Below are 16,830 nucleotides of genomic sequence, written 5' to 3'. Positions count from 1 at the left end.
GATGACGTCTGCGCTGCCGGAATCAGTCGCTGGAACGTGGCAACGCGCCGGTACCCGCCAGGGAGAGACGAGCGTCCTGATCGCGTCGATCACCGCCGAGACGACGGTGTACGAGCCCGTCGAGTCGGCCGCCGCCCTCGCGGAGCTCGGGCCGGCCGATATCCCCCTTCGATCGCTGTTTACGGTCGAGACGACGTTCTCCCCGTCGCTGTCGACGGTCGGCGTCTCGCCAGCGTCGGCGCTCTCGAAGGCCGCCCCGAAGGCGAAAGACCAGTTCGTCGAGACCGTCGAGAACGACGGTCTGGTCGTCGAGGACACCCGCGAGGAACACGCCTTCGAGCGACCCGACGGGACCGAGGGGCGGTGGTTCGTGCTCGACGTCGCCTACCCCCTCTCGCCCGACCTCGAGACCGACCGGGATCGCCTCGCGGCCGAGACGAACGTCGCCATCTGGCCGACCGACGACGCCTACGGGATGGCCGGCGGCACGCTGCCCCTCGAGGCCCCGCCCGGAGACGCCGACGCGCTCGGGGTCGACCCCGAGCGCGACCGCGAGACGATCGCCGAGCTGATCCGGACGGTCGATCCCAACGGCGCGAGCGAGTAGCGACGGTTCGCCCGAGTCGTACGGACCGGTGTGTATTCTTCTCGATTTACAATATACCACACTTATGGCGCTGAGCGATGCCGTGGTGCTATGGAGGAGGACAGCCGGCCCGACGAGCTCGTCGAAAGCGACGCCCTCGACGGCACGCGGTCGCTTTTGGACCGATTACCGGACGGCGTGTACGTCCTCGACGACGAGCGCCGGGGTGTCTTCGTCAACGAGCGCACCCTCGAACTCCTCGGAACCGATCGCGTCGACGGCGAGGCAATCGACCGACTCCGCTCGCTGTTCGGGAGCGCACACGACCGGGCCCTCGAACGCCAGGAGACGGTCGCCGCGGACGTGTACGATCCCGCGACCGACGCCTGGCTCGAGGCGCGCGTCGAGCCCTCCCGGACCAGCGTCACGGGCTGTCTCAGGGACGTAAGCGAGCTGAAAGAACGCGAGCGACGGTTCGAGCGCCAGCGCGAACGGATGGCTGCGCTGAACGGCGTCTACAGCGTCATGCGGGCGATCAACGACGTGATCGTTACCGACGCCACCCGGGACGAGCTCGAGCGCGTCACCTGCGAAACCCTCGCCGACGAACCGGGCTACGAGTTCGCGTTCGTGGCCGCGGTCGACTCCGGAACCGGGGACGTGTTCCACCGAACCGAGGCCGGCGTCGAGGGGTACGTCGAGCGCATCCCGCTCTCGACCGATCCGGACGACCCTGCGGGGCGGGGGCCGGCCGGGCGGGCGATCCGAACCCAGCAGCTGCAGGTATCCAACGACGTCCTCGCCGATCCCGACTTCGAGCCCTGGCGCGAGGACGCCCGCGAGCTCGGCTACCGGTCGGCCGCCGCGATCCCGATCGTCCACGGCGGCGGACTGTACGGCGTCCTCGGCGTGACCGGCGCCAACCGGAACGCGTTCACCGACGAGGTGGCCGAAGGGTTCGGCCAGCTCGGCGAGGTGCTCGGTCACGCGATCGCCGCAATCGAGCGCAAGCGCGCCCTGATGGGCGACCGCCTGACCGAACTCGAGTACGAGATTACGGACGGGGTGGGGCTGTTCGACGGGCCGTCGATGGACGGCCACCGGATCGACTTCGAACGCGTCGTCCGGGTCGACGACGAGCAGTTCCTCGAGTACGGCGTGACGACCGTCGAGACGTTCCCGAAGCTCGAGGCACTGACCGACTGCGTGCCCCACTGGGAGAGCGTCGAACCGATCGACGAGTCGGCCGGCGAGGTCGCCTTCGAGCTCGAGATCGCGTCGCCGCCGCTGTTTTCCGTCGTCGCCTCCCACGGCGGCTACGTCGAGTCGGCCGCCATCGACGACGGCGACTACCGCATGACCGTCCACCTGCCCGAGAGCGCCGACGTACGGGCGGTCACCGAGGCGATCCGGGAGGTTTACCCCGAAGCGACTAACGTCGCCCGGCGGCAGGTGACCCCCTCCGACAGCTCGATCGCCCAGCTCCAGGACCACCTCTACGGCGTGTTGACCGACCGCCAGCGCACCGTCCTCGAGACGGCCTACTACGCGGGCTTTTTCGAGTGGCCCCGACACAGCTCCGGCGAGGAGATCGCCGAGACCCTGGGGATCACCCCCGCGACCTTCCACGAGCACCTCCGGTCGGCCCAGCACAAGATCGTCGCGGCGGTGTTCAACGAGCCGAACACGACGCGGGCGGAGGCCAAGCGGGAATGAGCGCCCGCGGCGTTCGTACCCGAGACCACAGGGGATTCATTAGGCGACCGACGAACTACCGGGTATGCAGACCCACATCGTCCCGGTCGGGTTCGACTACGACCGGCTGATCGCGCCGCTGGTGCGCGATCAGATCGACGTCGACCGCGTTATCCTGCTCGAGGGCGCCGTCGGCAGCGAGGCCAACGTCGAGTACTCCCGGCGCCTCTCCGAGAAGCTCGAGACCGACTTCCGGAACCTGCTCGGCGCCGGGACCGAGCGGTTCGTCCTCGAGGACGTCTACGACTACGACGAGGCCTTCGAGCAGGCCTACGGGCTCATCACGGCCGAACTCGACGACGGACACGAGGTCTGGGTCAACGTCGCCGCGATGCCCCGCACCGTCAGCTTCGCGTTCGCGACGGCAGCGAACTCGCTGATGGTCGAACGCCAGGACGACCGCGAGGCGATCCACACCTACTACACCGCCCCCGAGAAGTACCTCGAGACCGAACTCGCCGAGGAGCTGCGCGCGGGGATCGACCTGCTCGAGGACCTCGAGAGCGAGAGCGAACTGGAGGACGACCGCGTCGCCGAACGCCTCGAGAGCGCCCGCGGGCTGCTGGCGGAGTTCGACGAGCGCGGGACGACCATCGGTGCCAAGGAGATCGACGGACAACACGTCGTCGAACTGCCCGTCGCTTCCTTCTCGAACGTCAAGCCCTTCGAGGAGCTCATCCTGTACAAGCTCGGCGAGGACGGCGAGTTCGACTCGGTCTCCGAGCTGGCGGAGGCGCTGGCCCGGGAGTTGAACGAGGAGTACACCGACAGCTTCCGCTCGAAGGTGATCTACAACGTCGATCGGCTCGGCCCCGGCGGAAAAGGGTACATCGAGCGCGAGGAACACGGGAAGTCCTACCGAACCCGGCTCTCGCGGATCGGCGAGCTGTGGGTGCGGGCCCACTCCGACGGCGAAGCGACGAGCTGATGGCGTCCGGCGGCGACGCTCACCGCGTCGCCGCCCCGTCCGAAGCGGTCGCGGTCCACGAGAGTCCCAGTAGTTATACGGTCAGCTCTATCGACAGTACCACATGGAGCGTGCCGACCTCGCCGTCGCTCGACCGTTTCGCTTCCGGGTATCTCCGCTCCGGTCCCGACAGGTCGTCGGGACGGGACTGGTGGCCGTTCTCCTCGCCGCCGTCCTCAGCCGCGCCGCCGGTGCCCCCGAGTGGCTGAACTCGTGGCTGGTCGCGAGCGCCGCGCTGGCGTTCGCCGGCCTGCTGATGGTCGCGCGGCGCTTGACGGTCGCGACGACCGACGACGCCGAGCGGTACGTCTTCGCCGCCCGACTCGCGCTCGTCGTCGGACTGCTGGGGGTCCTCTACCAGAGCCGGAACCCGGGGTTCGGCCTCGGGGTGGACCGCGGACTCGACGCGGCGATGGTCTTCCTCGCACTGACCGCGCTGTGCGTGCTCGCCGGCGACCCCCGGCAGTACGACCCGTTCCAGTGGGTCGCGCTGGGGTGTTTCGCGGTCGTCGCCGGGATCTTCTTCTACCACGGCGTTCCGGTCGCCGAAGGGAGCGTGCGATCCCGACACCCCATCTGGTGGGGCGTCCTCGCGGGAACCTGTCTGGTGGTGCTTCCGGCGTACGTCTCCCGGGACGCGTACCTGTGGGCGCTGAGCCGGCTCTCGGCGATCCTCATCGCGCTTGCGCTCCCGGTCTACGCCGTCGGCGAGTTCTCCCTGTACGGGCTGCAGGTCGGGTTTCACGGGGCGTACACGATCCCGCTCGCGGAGTACGAGGTCCGGGCGACGCGGTCGCTGTTCGTCAACCGGAACGGGTTCGCGCTGGTGGTCTTCGCCGGCTTCGTCGCGTCGATCGCGGAGCTGTACCGCTCGTTCGACACGAAGCGACGGCTCCCGGGGCTCACGATCGCGGTTTCGGTCGTCCTGGTAGCCGTCAACACGCTGGGCATGGCGATCGCCTACGGGCGAGCGCTGTGGGTCATCACGCCGATGGCCCTCGGGGTGTACGCCGCGTACCTGGCGTTCGGTCGCCGGGCGCTGCCGATCGCGGTGGTGGCCGGGATCGCGTACCTGGCGACCGGTATCGCGGCCGTCCACTCCGGCGTGCTCAAGCTCCCCGACGGGACGCCGACGCGGATGAACCGGTGGTACCCCGCCATCGAAGCCGTCACGGACCAGCCGTCGCTGCTGGGCGAGGGACTGATCGCGCCCGGCGAGTTCATCGCCGACTACCATCCGACCGGCTCGAGCGGCAGCCCTCACAACTCCTACCTCTCGATCTGGATCCGAACGGGGATCGTCGGCGGAATGGCGTACGTCGGGCTCGTCGTCGCGAGCCTGCTGCGGGGAGTGGTGCGGTACCGCGAGGTCGACATCGGCGTGCTCGCGCTGGCGGTCGGGTTCGCCGCCCACCAGCTGTTCGACGTCTACACGATGTTCCAGACGGGCGCGAGCAGCGTCGTCGCCGCGCTCGCGATCGGCATGGTGCTCTTCGGCGACCGACCGCTCGAGCGAACGGGAGACGCCGGGCCGTCGACGATTCCGGACCGCTGACGAACGCCGTCGCTTTCGATCGCGGTCAGGTGTAGGCGTCTCGTACTCGTCACCGTGAAGGTCGGGTAAACGCCGGTACTTCCTCGGGTGTTCACTGAACTAGTCGGCCCGTCGGACGATGACCGATACACTCGAGTTCGATGGCTGGCCGAACCGTTTGGAAGCACCTGTTGTCGACCACAGAGCTATCGGGCTGGAGAGCCTACGAGTCAGGATGGCAGACGACAAACGCAGTCGAGACAAGCAAGCACACGACGCCGAACGACGCCAGCGGGAGCGTGAGATCGCCGCGGAACTCGAGCGCGGGGACGAAATAGAGCCGCCGATGGAAGCGGAAGAACTCGCCAATCTCGAGGCGGAACTCGAAGAGGTGACGTTCCCGACGACGGGGAACGAGGTCGTCACGGCGATCGGTGATCACGAGATCGAATCGGTCGAGGGGAGCTACAGTATCGAGGAACTAGTACCGGAGACGGACGAGGAGACGTTCGACTCTCCGGCTGCCGTCCGGGTGCAGGTACAGCGGCCGACAGTTGCCGCGGCCATGAAACGGGTCGTGGAAGCCAGCAAGACGCTTCGGAATACTGATTTCAGTTGGACACAACGCAAGGCTTACGAGAAGACCTTCCAGGAACTCAAAGCGATCGACGCCGATGACGACGATGAAGGGATCCAGGTCATCGGCGACTGGATCGTCGAGCGAATCCGTGACAAAGAGACGCTCCCGACGTCCCGGGCGGTACGCCGAGAAGCGGCGAAGTTCTGTCGGGCGAACGGATATCAGATCCGAAACGACGAGTGGCTCGGAGTGTAGACAGACGATCACGGGCATCGGTGCAACGACTGCCTCAAGCTCTACGCGTAACCGAGACGCGTCTGCGATCCAGTACCGGGACGTTCTCTTGCGTGAGGCGTCTCGTTCCGTCTCGTTTGGAACTGCTGTGGGCTTTATTGTGTTACCAGTGAAACCACTAGTATGGCGCTCGATATAGCGGTCCCGGAACCACCGGACCTCTCGAACCGAGGAATGCCCCGTGAGTTCGAGTGGCAGGACGAGACGCTCGGGTCGGAGGACTTCTACCGCGAGGATCTCGAAGACCTGCTCCAGGAGGGGGCGTGGAAGGAGGGATTCAACGAGTGGACCGAGTACACGAACCTCGACGAAGAGCAGGTTCGACTCGTCAGCGACCTCGGCCTGTTCCAGGCGTTGGACTTCTACTGGGACCCAACCGAAGACCGTCTTCGGTTCGACGCTCCAACGATTTCGGATGACTGGCGGGAGCGAGACGCGACCGAGTCGCTCGATCCGGGCACGGTTTCTACGATTGACAGTGAGTTAGACGATCTCGGCCGAACGGTACAGGAGGTAATGGAGGACTACCTCGAACGGAACGACGAAGCGTCCGACTATGGGTGGGGTGAAGAAACGTACGGCAAACGCCAGGAGTGAGCACAATCGACATCGTGAGCAGACGTCTGTCACGCCCGTTCACGGTCCAGGAGCACGCTCTCGCGAGCCGCGGAAACGCGTTACCTTCCGGCGGCGTCGTCGGCCCGTCCCTCGAACCGGAAGTAGCCGTCCTCGTCGACCCGTCCCAGATCGCCGGTGAGGTACCAGTCGCCGACGAACGCCTCGTCGGTGCGGTCGGGATCCTCCCAGTACCCCAGGAAGAAGGAGGGGAACTCCCCCTGGACGGCGATCTCGCCCGTCTCCCCGGGCTCGAGTTCGTCGCCGGTGTCGGGATCGACTACCGCGGCCTCGACGCCGGGCAGCGGTTTGCCCATGCTTCCCGGCCTGGTCTCGATCGACGGGTAGGTGTTGATCAGCATGTTCCCCGTCTCGGCCTGCCCGTAGCTGTCGGCGATCGGCGTTCCCAGGGTCTCCTCGCCCCACTCGATCAGGTCGGCCTCGAGAGGGTCGCCCGTGCTCATCGCCCGGTGGAGATCCAGCTCCTCGGGCTCGAGCCCGTCGGCGTCCTCGCGCAGCCGGCGGTAGTGGGCGGGAACCCCCGAGAGCACGGTGACGGGGAACTCCTCGAGCAGGGCCGTCCAGGTGTCGGGGTCGAACGCGCCCGCGTACGCGAGGATGCTGTGGCCCCAGAACCAGACGCCCAGCGCGTTGACCGGGGCCGTGAGCCAGCCCCGGTCGCCGGTTCCCCAGTAGAGGTCGGTCTCGTGTTGCTGGAGGTCGGCGGCGTACAGCTGGGCCGCGGCGACGCCGACGATCCAGCGGTGGCCGTGGACAATCCCCTTCGCGGGCCCCGTGGCGCCGCTGGTGTAGTACAGCAGGGCGGGATCGGAGCCTTCGGTCCGGACCGTCTCGTACTCGTTTTCGGCGCGGTCCATCGCCTCGTAGTAGCTGACGTCGCCCCGACGAACGCCGACGCCGTCGTCGCTGACGACGATCACGTGCTCGACCGAGGGGGCGTCCTCGAGGGCCCGTTCGACCGTCTCGCGGTTCTCGGGCGTCGTGACGACGACGCTCGCCTCCGCGTCCGCGAGCCGGTAGGCGACCCCCTCGGGACCGAGCTGCGGATCGATCCCGCCGAAGACACAGCCCGACTTGAGCGCCCCGAGCATCGCGACGTACTGCTCGGGGATGCGGGGCGTATAGCCGAAGACGCGGTCGCCGCGCTCGAGGCCGAGGTCCTCGAGGACGTTCGCGAACCGGTTCGACCACTGCGCGAGCTCCCAGAACGCGATCCGCTCGCGCTCGCCGTCGCGCCCGACGAAGTACAGCGCGACGGTACCCCGATCGGTCCGGTAGCGGTCGCAGACCTCGTGGGCGACGTTGATCTCCTCGGGCGCGTCCCAGTCGGCGTCGGCGTAGATGCTGTCCCACTCGAAGACCTCGGAGAGCCCCTCGTAGTCGGCGAGGTTCGGTGCCGTCTCCATGCGGGACGGTGGCACGCCGACGGCCATAACTCATCGCCCGGAATCGACGGTCCGCGCCGATTCCGGCGGTCGGACGTCGACGTCGACCTCGTCGATCGGCGGCCTACACCGATCCCGTCGATCCGAACCGCTCGAGGACGCGCTCCCGAACCACGAGCAGACAGGGTAACACGGTGAGACAGGCGACGAAGGCGTAGACGATGCTCAGTCCCGTCACGAGCCCGAACCGCTGGAGCGGGGGCGCCAGCGCGAGCGCGAGGACGCCGAAGCCCGCGGCCGTGGTCAACGCGCTGCCGAGCAACGCCCCGCCCGTCCCGGTGATCGTCGCGGCGAGGGCGTCCTGAAGCGAGTCCTGGCGACCCGATTCGTCGACGAATCGCTCGCCGACGTGGATGCTGTAGTCGACGCCGAGCCCGATCGCGAGGCTCGTGATGACGGCCGTCTCGCTGTTGAACGGAACGTCGAGCAGGGCCATCGTTCCGAGCAGCCACGCCAGCGCGGCGACCACCGGGGCGAGTGCGATCGCCCCCAGCGAGAGCGAGCGGTGGCGCACCCAGTACAGCACCGTGAGGAAGACGAGAACGACGACCAGCGTGACGGCGAACGCCTGAACGAGCGTCTCGAGCAGCGCGTCCTGGACCACGGCCGACGTCACAGGCCCCCCGGCCGCGACCGCCGAGACTGGGGCGTCGCTCTCGATCGCGCTCGCGAGAGCGCGCGTATCATCGGCGACGGTCTGCGCGGAGGCGTCGCCGCGCACGTCGACGAGCATGCGGGCGGTCTCGTACTCTCCGCTGTCGGTGCGGTACAGCACCGTCGACGCTGCCTCCTCGTCGGCCTCGTAGAGGACGTCGTACAGCCCCGCGAGGTCCTCGTCGGGCAGGCCGTCGCCGTCCGCGTCCCGCTCCTCGAGGGCCGCGGCAACGGATTCGTTCTCGCTCGCGGCGTCCCGAAGGACGGTCACCGGGCTCTCGACGGCGGGCTCGCCTCCGGGACCGACCGCGATCGTTCCGCCCTCGCCGCCGTCGATCCCCGCCGTGCCGTTCTCGATGGCGGCCAGCGTCGCGGGGTCGGTGACGTCCCCGCGTATCAGTACCTGCGTCTGGCTCCCCTCGCCCCGCTCCTGGAAGTTCTCCCCGAGGTACGCGGCGTCGTCGCTGATCGTGTACGTGTCGGGCGCCAGCGGCTCCGGAAGCGACTTCGCCCACTCGGGGGCGTCCTCGGGCAGGAAGTCGGCCTGGTTGAACTCCGTGTCGATCCCCGCGGCGCCGTAGGCCCCGCCGATCGCGAGCAACAACGCGACGGCGACGACGGCCAGCGGCGCCCGCCGGACGACCGCGACGACCCCCGAGAGCGCGCGGTTGACGGGCCCGGCACCCCGACCGAACGGGTCCTTTCGCCGATCGATCCCGAACCGGTTCTCGAGCAGCTCGTCGATCTCGACCTTCAGCGCGGGCACGAGGACGGCGAAGGCGACGAACGTCGCGAGGATGCCCCCTGCCGAGAGGATCGCGAAGTCCTGGATCGCGGGCAGCGGACTGACGACGTTCGAGAGGAAGCCGACCCCGGTCGAGAACGTCGCGGCCGCGAGCGCGAGGACGACGCCGCCGAGCCCGAGGCGCATCCCGTTTCGGACCGTTCGGCCGCCGCCGTCGGTCGCCGCGTCGTCGGCTGCTACCGCGTCCCCGCGGTCCCGCTCGAGAACGCCCGCGCGGGCCTCTCGAGAGCGCATGATGACGTGCAGGGAGTAGTCGATGCTGAGCCCGATCAGCAGGAACGGCACGGCGATCAGCAGCTGGCTCGTCGGGATCTCGAGCCAGCCCAGGATGCCCGCGAGCCAGGCCATCACGACGCCGATTCCGACCAGGCTGACGAGCACGTCGACGACGTCGCGGTAGGCGACCCCGAGCGCGAACAGTACGAGTACGAGCGCGACGGGCGTGATGATCGCGAAGCTGTCGCCGACCGCGTTGCTCGAGGCCTCGTCGGTGACGCCCTGGCCGAAGAGGAAGGCGTCGTCGAAGCGCTCCTCGACGAGCCCGTCGATCTCGATCTGGGCCGCGTAGGCGGCCTCGGGGTCCTCGTCGTCGTCGCTCTCGTCGACCTGGAAGACGAATCCGATCCGGGCGTCGGCCGTCGTCGAGCCCGGCTCGTAGTCGCTCGGCAGGAACTCGTAGGGGTCCTCACCTCGGTTGTCCGCGTCGGGATCGAGCACGTCGGCGAGCAGCGCCTCAACCTCCGCGTCGGAGCGGTCCTCGAGGGCCGCGATCTGTTCGTCGAGCGTGGGCTCGCTGGTATCGGGCGGTCCCTCGGTTTCGGTCGCGCGGTCCTCGAAGACCGCCCCCGTCGCGACGACGTTCTCGAGGGCGACGAACCCCTCGTCGGCCAGCGTCGCGTTCACGCTCTCGTTCTCGCGGACCTCCCGTTGCAGGTACAGTCCCTCGAGCAAGGAGTCGCGGGTCAGCACGTCGCCGCCCTCGTCGCGGACGACGAGCTGGGAGACGACCCGATCGTCCGTTCCGTACGTCTCGTCGATCTCCTCGAGCGCCGCGGTCTCCTCGGAGTCGGTCTCGAACTGGCCGATCTCGCCCTCCTCGCTCTCGCCGACCGCGGCGCCGGCGGCGACGGCGGCGGTGAGCACGAGCACGAGCAGGACGATTAGCTTGCCGTGGGAGACGATCGCGTCGGCGTAGCGGTCGGCGAGCGACCCGCCCATTCGCTATCGTCCTCTGTGGTTTATCGATGCGTTGCGGGTCGGTTCTCGAGCCGTTCGTCGGGGGTCGGAAGGCGCCGAATCCTCGGGGGGCGAGCCCGAACCGTCGGCGCCCCGCCGTTCGCTGATGTGCATGCCACCCTCTCGAACCCAAGCGCTCATATCCGTTCGGGTGGAATCACGTGTCGTATAATCGAAATCCGATTATGAACACCGACACCGATCGCGACCGCGGCATCCTCACGCCGGCCGACCGCGCGTTCCTGCTCGGCGAACGCGAACTGGGTCACGAACAGTCGCGACGAAACGCCGAGGCCCGCATCCGACGGCGCGTGATCGACTCAATTCTCGACTTCGATCTCCTCCTTCACGCGCTCTCCGAGAAGGATCGCCGACAGGTGTTCGCGGAGCTGACGAGCGATCCCGACTCGCTGGACGGGCTCAAAGCGATGCTCGCGTTCGCCTACATCGGGACCGACGAGCAGGGCGTCGACTTCGAGGACGTGCTGGTTCCGGCGATCCGCAGCTCGGAGGAGGCCGTCGCGGCCTCGAGACGCGGCGCGAACGTCTCGGTCGAGGTCACCTTCGAGGTCGAGACCAGCGTCGGGACGACCCTCGAGGGCGTCGCCGAGCGCCTCGCGGACGGCGACCCCGTCACACCCCGGGAGCTGTTCGCGCTGATCATGCAGGGCGAGCACGACCCCGCCGCACACGAGCGGATCGCGCTCGTCCTCGGCGAGGGCGACGTCGACGACCAGTTCCTCGAGCGACTGGCGACCTACCTCGAGGGCGAACTTCGGCGGCCGACGCCCTCGCGGGCGGTGATCCGTCTCGGCGACGGGTAGACGGACGCGAAACACCTAACAGGAATCGCCGCCAAGAGCGACGCATGACGGACTCCCTCGAGCGGACGGCGCGTATCGACGCCCCTCGGGACGCCGTTTTCGTAGGGGCCCCGTAGCCCCGCCTTCTACCCCGTATCGACGGATGTATTGTAGCCGACCAGCATTCACCGACAACGACCCGTATGGACGATCGAATCCTCCCCACGACGACGCACCGACGACGCCCCCGCCGGGCGGTGAGAGCATGAGCACGGATCCCGACGCGACCGAGCGCGAGGCGCCGAGCCTCGAGGGCGGCTACGATCCCGAAGCCGTCGAGAAGCGCTGGCAGGACCGCTGGGTCGACAGCGAGGTCTACGCCTACGACGGCGACCCCGGCCAGGATCCGAACACCACCTACGCGATCGACACGCCGCCGCCGACGGTCTCGGGCAGCCTCCACATGGGCCACCTCTACGGCCACACGGTCCAGGACTTCGCGGCCCGGTTCCAGCGGATGTACGACGGCGACGTCCTCTTCCCGTTCGGCTACGACGACAACGGGATCGCCAGCGAGCGCCTGACCGAGAAGGAACTGGACATCCGTCACCAGGACTACGAGCGCCGCGAGTTCCAGAAGCTCTGTCGGGAGGTCTGCGAGGAGTACGAGGCGGAGTTCACCGACAAGATGCAGGGACTGGGCTGTTCGATCGACTGGTCTCACACCTACAAGACGATCGAACCCCGCGTCCGGCGCGTCTCGCAGCTGTCCTTCCTCGACCTCTACGAGAAGGGCCGCGAGTACCGAAAGAAGGCGCCCGCGATCTGGTGTCCGGAATGCGAGACGGCGATCTCGCAGGTCGAGATGGAGGACGAGGAGCGGGGCTCGCACTTCAACGACATCGCGTTCGAGGTAGCAAGCGACGGCGCGGACCGCGAGGAGTTCGTCATCTCGACCACCCGCCCCGAACTGATCCCGGCCTGCGTCTCCGTGTTTGTCCACCCCGATGACGAGGAGAACCAGGATCTGGTCGGCGAGACGGCGCGAGTGCCGATTTTCGGCCACGAGGTGCCGATCATCGAGGACGACCGCGTCGACATAGAAAAAGGCAGCGGCGTCGTGATGTGCTGTACCTTCGGCGACCAGAACGACATCGAGTGGTACCAGGCCCACGACCTGCCGCTGCGGGTCGCCATCGACGAGTCCGCCACGATGACCGAACTGGCCGGCGACTACGAAGGCATGTCGACCGAGGAGGCCCGCGAGGCCATCGTCGAGGACCTCGACGACGAGGGCTACCTGCGGGACCGCTGGGAGATCACCCACGCCGTGCAGGTCCACGAGCGCTGTGACACCTCCGTCGAGTATCGCGTCTCCAAGCAGTGGTACGTCGAGATCCTCGATCACAAGGAGGAGTACCTCGAGGCCGGCCGGGAGATGGACTGGTATCCCGAGAAGATGTTCTCCCGTTACCGGCACTGGATCGAGGGCCTCGAGTGGGACTGGCTGATCTCGCGCCAGCGCGACTCGGGGATCCCGTTCCCGGTCTGGTACTGCGGCGAGTGCGACCACGAGGTCATGGCCCGCCGGGAGGACCTGCCCGTCGACCCGCTCTCGGACGAACCGCCGATCGATACCTGTCCGGAGTGTGGGAACACGTCCTTCGAACCCGAGGAGGACGTCTTCGACACCTGGGCGACCTCCTCGCTGACGCCGCTGATCAATGCGGGCTGGGACTGGGACGAGGAAGCTCAGGAGTTCTCGATGGACAACCCCGAGCTCTACCCGTTCGATCTGCGCCCGCAGGGCCACGACATCATCTCCTTTTGGCTGTTCCACACCATCGTCAAGTGCTACGAACACACCGGCGAGGTGCCCTTCGACGCGACGCTGATCAACGGCCACGTCTTGGACGAGAACCGCGAGAAGATGTCCAAATCGCGGGGCAACGTCGTCGCCCCCGACGAGGTGCTCGCGGACTACCCCGTCGACGCGGTCCGGTTCTGGGCGGCCAGCGCCGCGGTCGGCGACGACTTCCCCTACCAGGAGAAGGACCTGACCGCGGGCGAGAAGCTGCTGCGCAAGCTCTGGAACGCCTCGAAGCTCGTCGATAACCTGGCGCCCGAAGAGCCCGACGAGCCCGACGAGCCCGACGAACTCGAGGCGATCGACCGCTGGATCCTCGCGGAACTCGACGACGCCGTCGAGGAGCTGACGGCGTACCTCGCCGACTACGAGTTCGCGAAGGCCCGCGACCGCCTGCGGACGTTCTTCTGGAACACGTTCTGTGACGACTACTTAGAGATCGCGAAGGAACGCGAGGACAACCCCTCGACGCAGTACGCCCTGCGAACCGCCCATTGTCGGTTCCTCGAGCTGTGGGCGCCGTTTCTCCCCCACGTCACCGAGGAAATCTGGCAGGCCCGCTACGCTGGAGACGGAGGTCTCGACGAAACCAGCGTCCACGTCCGCGACTGGCCGACCCCGCAGGGGTACGAGGCCGACCTCGAGGCCGGCGAGGCCGCGATGGAGGTCATCTCGGCGCTGCGCCGGTACAAGAGCCAGAACCAGCTCTCGCTGAACGCCGCTCTCGAGGCCGTCTCGGTGTACGGCCCCGTCGACGGGTTCGAGGACGCGATCCGGAACGTGATGCACGTCCGGGAGCTGACGGTGCTGGAGGAACCGCCCGAGATCACCACCGAGGTCGCCGCGATCGACCTCGACTACTCGACGCTCGGCCCCCGCTACGGCTCGCAGGTCGGCGAGATCGACGCCGGCATCGAGAGCGGGGAGTACGAGATCGACGACGAGGAGGGCGTCCTCCGCGTTGCTGGTGAAGAGCTCGAGGACGAACTGTTCGAGGTCGAACTCGAGCGCACCTACTCCGGCGAGGGCGAGATGCTCGAGACCGAGTCGGCCGTCGTGATTCTCGAGTAGCACACCGAGTGCGGATTTCGGCCGCGAGCGCTACCGCGAACGGCTCGCCGACTCGGGACTCCCGACGGGGCGCTCCCGGGCCGCCTCGCACTTTTCGACCCGCGTCGCGAGCGCGAGAAACAGCGCCAGTAGCACGAACGCCGTCTCGCCGGCCGCGATCAGGCCCAGCGCGTCGGCGCCGAGGAACATCGGCTCGTCCCGGGGGACGGGAATCGTGGTGTGATGGGGCTCGCCGACGATCGGGACGAAGTAGTCGACGGTCAGGTTGAACCCGTACCAGGCGAGCGCGACGGCGACCCCCCAGACCGGGAAGTCCGTGATTCGGTGGAGGACGAAGGCCTGGACGACCATCGCGAGGTGGCTCCAGAACAGGAACTGGTACATCAGGAAGTCGGTCTGGGCCAGGTAGGTCTCGTGGAAGACGACGAGCGTGTACGGCGTCCAGAGCCCGAGGACGACGTTCCCGAAGAAGGCCAGCGCGGTCAGCCAGGGGAGTTCACGCCCGAGCTTCCAGGCGGCGATCGCCAGCGCGACGAGCAGCGTCGCCAGCGGACTGTCGGGCACCCACGGCCACATCGCCGTCGGCGTCGCGGCGAACTGGGCCGAGTAGTACCAGAACCCGAAGGCGGTGCCAGCGAGGTTGATCGCGACGACGACCCACGCGAACCGGAGCCCGAGGTCCTCGAGCGTCTTCGGCACGGGAGCGAGATAGCTCGGCAACGGATCGCGGTCGGGCAGCCCGGTCGACGCGGTCATCGTTCGGCGCGACGAACGGAACCCGCAAAACGGTAGCGGTCGCGGCCCGTCGGCGTCCGCCCGCAGCACTATCACCCCCGCCGCCGTTCGTTCGGACATGGCTTCGCGCACCGACGACCGAGGACGGCGAGTGCTCTCGACCGGACACGCGGTCTCGCTGCCGCTCGAGCTCTCGTGTACGCTCGGTGGGGTCGTCGTTCCGGCCCGCCGAGCGCGTCTGGAGGCGGTCTTGCCCGACGGGCTCTCGTCGCTGGGGATCGCCCCCCGCGTCGGCTGCGTCGCGCTCGTCGGGATTCGGTACCACCGCGTCGGCCGCGACACCGGCCTCGAACCCTACGACGAGTTCGCGGCGATCGTCCCCGCCGTTCGCGGGAGCCGAACGGACCGACCGCTCGCGCAACTGCTCGAGGGCGAACCGGGCGGGTACGTCCGCTGGCTGCCCGTGACGACCGACGCGTCGGTCGCGCTCGGCCGCGAGCTCTGGGGGTTCCCGAAGGAACGCGCCCCGATCACCGTCACCGACGGCCCGCGGGGTCTTCGCGTCGTCGTCGGCGATCCCGACGCGAGCGAGGAGACGGTGCGTCTCGAGGTGTCGCGTCCGCGAACCGCGATCCCGCTTCGGGGGACGGAGCTCTCGAGTTTCACCCACCATGACGGCGAGTTGCTCCGAGCGCGAATGCAGCTTCGCGGCGAGCTCTCGATCGGGTCGCCGATCGGGGCCGACCTCGAGGTCGCGCCGAAACTGGCGTCGGAACTGGGTCTGTGGCGCCGGCCCCTGACTCGAGTGTACGGCTCCCGCCTCCGCGCGCGATTGTTCGAGGGAGAGTCGATCGCGGCGAGAAGCGTCGACAAAGGACACGCGTAAGTGGGCCCGATCCCAACGCCGCGATATGCCAGAGAGTACCGATCTCGAGGAGCTCCGACGGGGGACGGACCTCGTCAAGCGCGGCTTCGCACGGATGCAGAAGGGCGGCGTTATCATGGACGTCGTCAACAAAGAACAGGCTCGGATCGCCGAGGACGCCGGCGCCGTAGCGGTCATGGCCCTCGAGGCCGTTCCGGCGGACATCCGCAAGCGCGGCGGCGTCGCCCGGATGGCCGACCCCGCGGACGTCGCCGAGATCGTCGAGGAGGTCTCGATCCCGGTGATGGGCAAGTCCCGAATCGGCCACACGAAGGAGGCCCAGATCTTAGAGGCCGTCGGCGTCGACATGATCGACGAGTCCGAGGTGCTGACGCCGGCCGACGACGCCTACCACATCGACAAGCGCGACTTTACGGCGCCGTTCGTCTGTGGCGCCCGGGATCTCGGCGAGGCGCTGCGGCGGATCCACGAGGGTGCGGCGATGATCCGCACCAAGGGCGAGGCGGGAACCGGCGACGTCAACCAGGCGGTTCACCACCAGCGGACGATCAAGGGCGCGATCCGCGAACTCGAGGGCATGACCCACGAGGAGCGGGAGGCCTACGCCCGCGAGATCGAAGCGCCCGCTGAACTGGTCCACGAGACCGCCGAGATGGGCCGCCTTCCAGTAGTGAACTTCGCCGCGGGCGGGATCGCGACCCCCGCCGACGCCGCCCTGATGATGCACCACGAGTGCGACGGCATCTTCGTCGGTAGCGGCATCTTCGGCGCCGAGAACCCCGCGGCGATGGGCGAAGCGATCGTCGAGGCCGTCAACAACTGGGACGACCCCGATCGTCTCGCCGACATCGCCTCGAACCTCGGCAAGGGGATGAAAGGCGACTCCAACGCGGACCTCCCCGAAGAGGAGAAGCTGCAGGGTCGGGGCGTCTGATCGGTCGGTCCCCGAGACCGTTCTCGAATACTGCCGATTTCG

At 68.1% G+C, this 16,830-nt stretch carries 12 protein-coding genes and 1 pseudogene; 10 read left to right on the top strand and 3 right to left on the bottom strand.

Going from position 1 to position 16,830, the window contains the following annotated elements:
• The first annotated feature begins 1 nt into the window (after nucleotide 1).
• The 6 genes from GWG54_RS08300 to GWG54_RS08275 all read left to right on the top strand — a co-directional run bounded on the left by GWG54_RS08300 (nucleotide 2) and on the right by GWG54_RS08275 (nucleotide 6,313).
• Nucleotides 2–607 (top strand): hypothetical protein, encoded by a 606-nt coding sequence (locus GWG54_RS08300; RefSeq protein WP_167937336.1) that lies wholly within the window; start codon nucleotides 2–4, stop codon nucleotides 605–607.
• A gap of 90 nt (nucleotides 608–697) precedes the next feature.
• The gene (locus GWG54_RS08295; protein ID WP_167937335.1) at nucleotides 698–2,302 is read left to right on the top strand and encodes a bacterio-opsin activator domain-containing protein; all 1,605 of its coding nucleotides are present in this window, start codon (nucleotides 698–700) and stop codon (nucleotides 2,300–2,302) included.
• 64 nt (nucleotides 2,303–2,366) lie between these two features.
• Nucleotides 2,367–3,269 carry a DUF6293 family protein gene (locus tag GWG54_RS08290; protein WP_167937334.1) on the top strand — a complete coding sequence of 301 codons (903 nt, stop codon included), beginning with the start codon at nucleotides 2,367–2,369 and terminating at the stop codon, nucleotides 3,267–3,269.
• A gap of 103 nt (nucleotides 3,270–3,372) precedes the next feature.
• The gene (locus GWG54_RS08285) at nucleotides 3,373–4,863 is read left to right on the top strand and encodes an O-antigen ligase (RefSeq protein ID WP_167937333.1); all 1,491 of its coding nucleotides are present in this window, start codon (nucleotides 3,373–3,375) and stop codon (nucleotides 4,861–4,863) included.
• 214 nt (nucleotides 4,864–5,077) lie between these two features.
• On the top strand, nucleotides 5,078–5,677 hold the full coding sequence (locus tag GWG54_RS08280) for a hypothetical protein (protein ID WP_167937332.1): 600 nt from the start codon (nucleotides 5,078–5,080) through the stop codon (nucleotides 5,675–5,677).
• A gap of 213 nt (nucleotides 5,678–5,890) precedes the next feature.
• The gene (locus tag GWG54_RS08275; protein ID WP_167937375.1) at nucleotides 5,891–6,313 is read left to right on the top strand and encodes a hypothetical protein; all 423 of its coding nucleotides are present in this window, start codon (nucleotides 5,891–5,893) and stop codon (nucleotides 6,311–6,313) included.
• A gap of 95 nt (nucleotides 6,314–6,408) precedes the next feature.
• Here the strand turns inward: GWG54_RS08275 and GWG54_RS08270 are convergent.
• Together GWG54_RS08270 and GWG54_RS08265 are read right to left on the bottom strand one after the other, a co-directional pair.
• Nucleotides 6,409–7,758: pseudogene (locus GWG54_RS08270) on the bottom strand (acyl-CoA synthetase); the annotation flags it as partial.
• A 103-nt stretch (nucleotides 7,759–7,861) separates the two neighbouring features.
• The gene (locus tag GWG54_RS08265) at nucleotides 7,862–10,474 is read right to left on the bottom strand and encodes an RND family transporter (protein WP_167937330.1); all 2,613 of its coding nucleotides are present in this window, start codon (nucleotides 10,472–10,474) and stop codon (nucleotides 7,862–7,864) included.
• Between the two features lie 203 nt (nucleotides 10,475–10,677).
• On the opposite strand from GWG54_RS08265, the gene GWG54_RS08260 reads away from it, so the two are divergent.
• Together GWG54_RS08260 and GWG54_RS08255 are read left to right on the top strand one after the other, a co-directional pair.
• Nucleotides 10,678–11,316, top strand: a complete 639-nt coding sequence (locus GWG54_RS08260) for a hypothetical protein (RefSeq protein WP_167937329.1) — start codon at nucleotides 10,678–10,680, stop codon at nucleotides 11,314–11,316.
• 244 nt (nucleotides 11,317–11,560) lie between these two features.
• Nucleotides 11,561–14,233 (top strand): valine--tRNA ligase, encoded by a 2,673-nt coding sequence (locus GWG54_RS08255; RefSeq protein WP_167937328.1) that lies wholly within the window; start codon nucleotides 11,561–11,563, stop codon nucleotides 14,231–14,233.
• A 30-nt stretch (nucleotides 14,234–14,263) separates the two neighbouring features.
• On the opposite strand, the gene GWG54_RS08250 is transcribed toward GWG54_RS08255, so the two are convergent.
• On the bottom strand, nucleotides 14,264–14,989 hold the full coding sequence (locus GWG54_RS08250) for a DUF1405 domain-containing protein (RefSeq protein ID WP_167937327.1): 726 nt from the start codon (nucleotides 14,987–14,989) through the stop codon (nucleotides 14,264–14,266).
• Nucleotides 14,990–15,086: 97 nt separating this feature from the next.
• On the opposite strand from GWG54_RS08250, the gene GWG54_RS08245 reads away from it, so the two are divergent.
• On the top strand, nucleotides 15,087–15,854 hold the full coding sequence (locus GWG54_RS08245) for an acetoacetate decarboxylase family protein (RefSeq protein WP_167937326.1): 768 nt from the start codon (nucleotides 15,087–15,089) through the stop codon (nucleotides 15,852–15,854).
• Between the two features lie 25 nt (nucleotides 15,855–15,879).
• Nucleotides 15,880–16,788 carry a pyridoxal 5'-phosphate synthase lyase subunit PdxS gene (gene pdxS, locus GWG54_RS08240; RefSeq protein ID WP_167937325.1) on the top strand — a complete coding sequence of 303 codons (909 nt, stop codon included), beginning with the start codon at nucleotides 15,880–15,882 and terminating at the stop codon, nucleotides 16,786–16,788.
• Nucleotides 16,789–16,830 lie beyond the last annotated feature (42 nt).

The sequence above is a fragment of the Natronococcus sp. JC468 genome, from assembly GCF_012163165.1.
GTDB lineage: Archaea > Halobacteriota > Halobacteria > Halobacteriales > Natrialbaceae > Natronococcus > Natronococcus jeotgali.
Note: the sequence above shows the minus strand (reverse complement) of the source record. Positions and strands in the feature narration are given on the sequence as shown.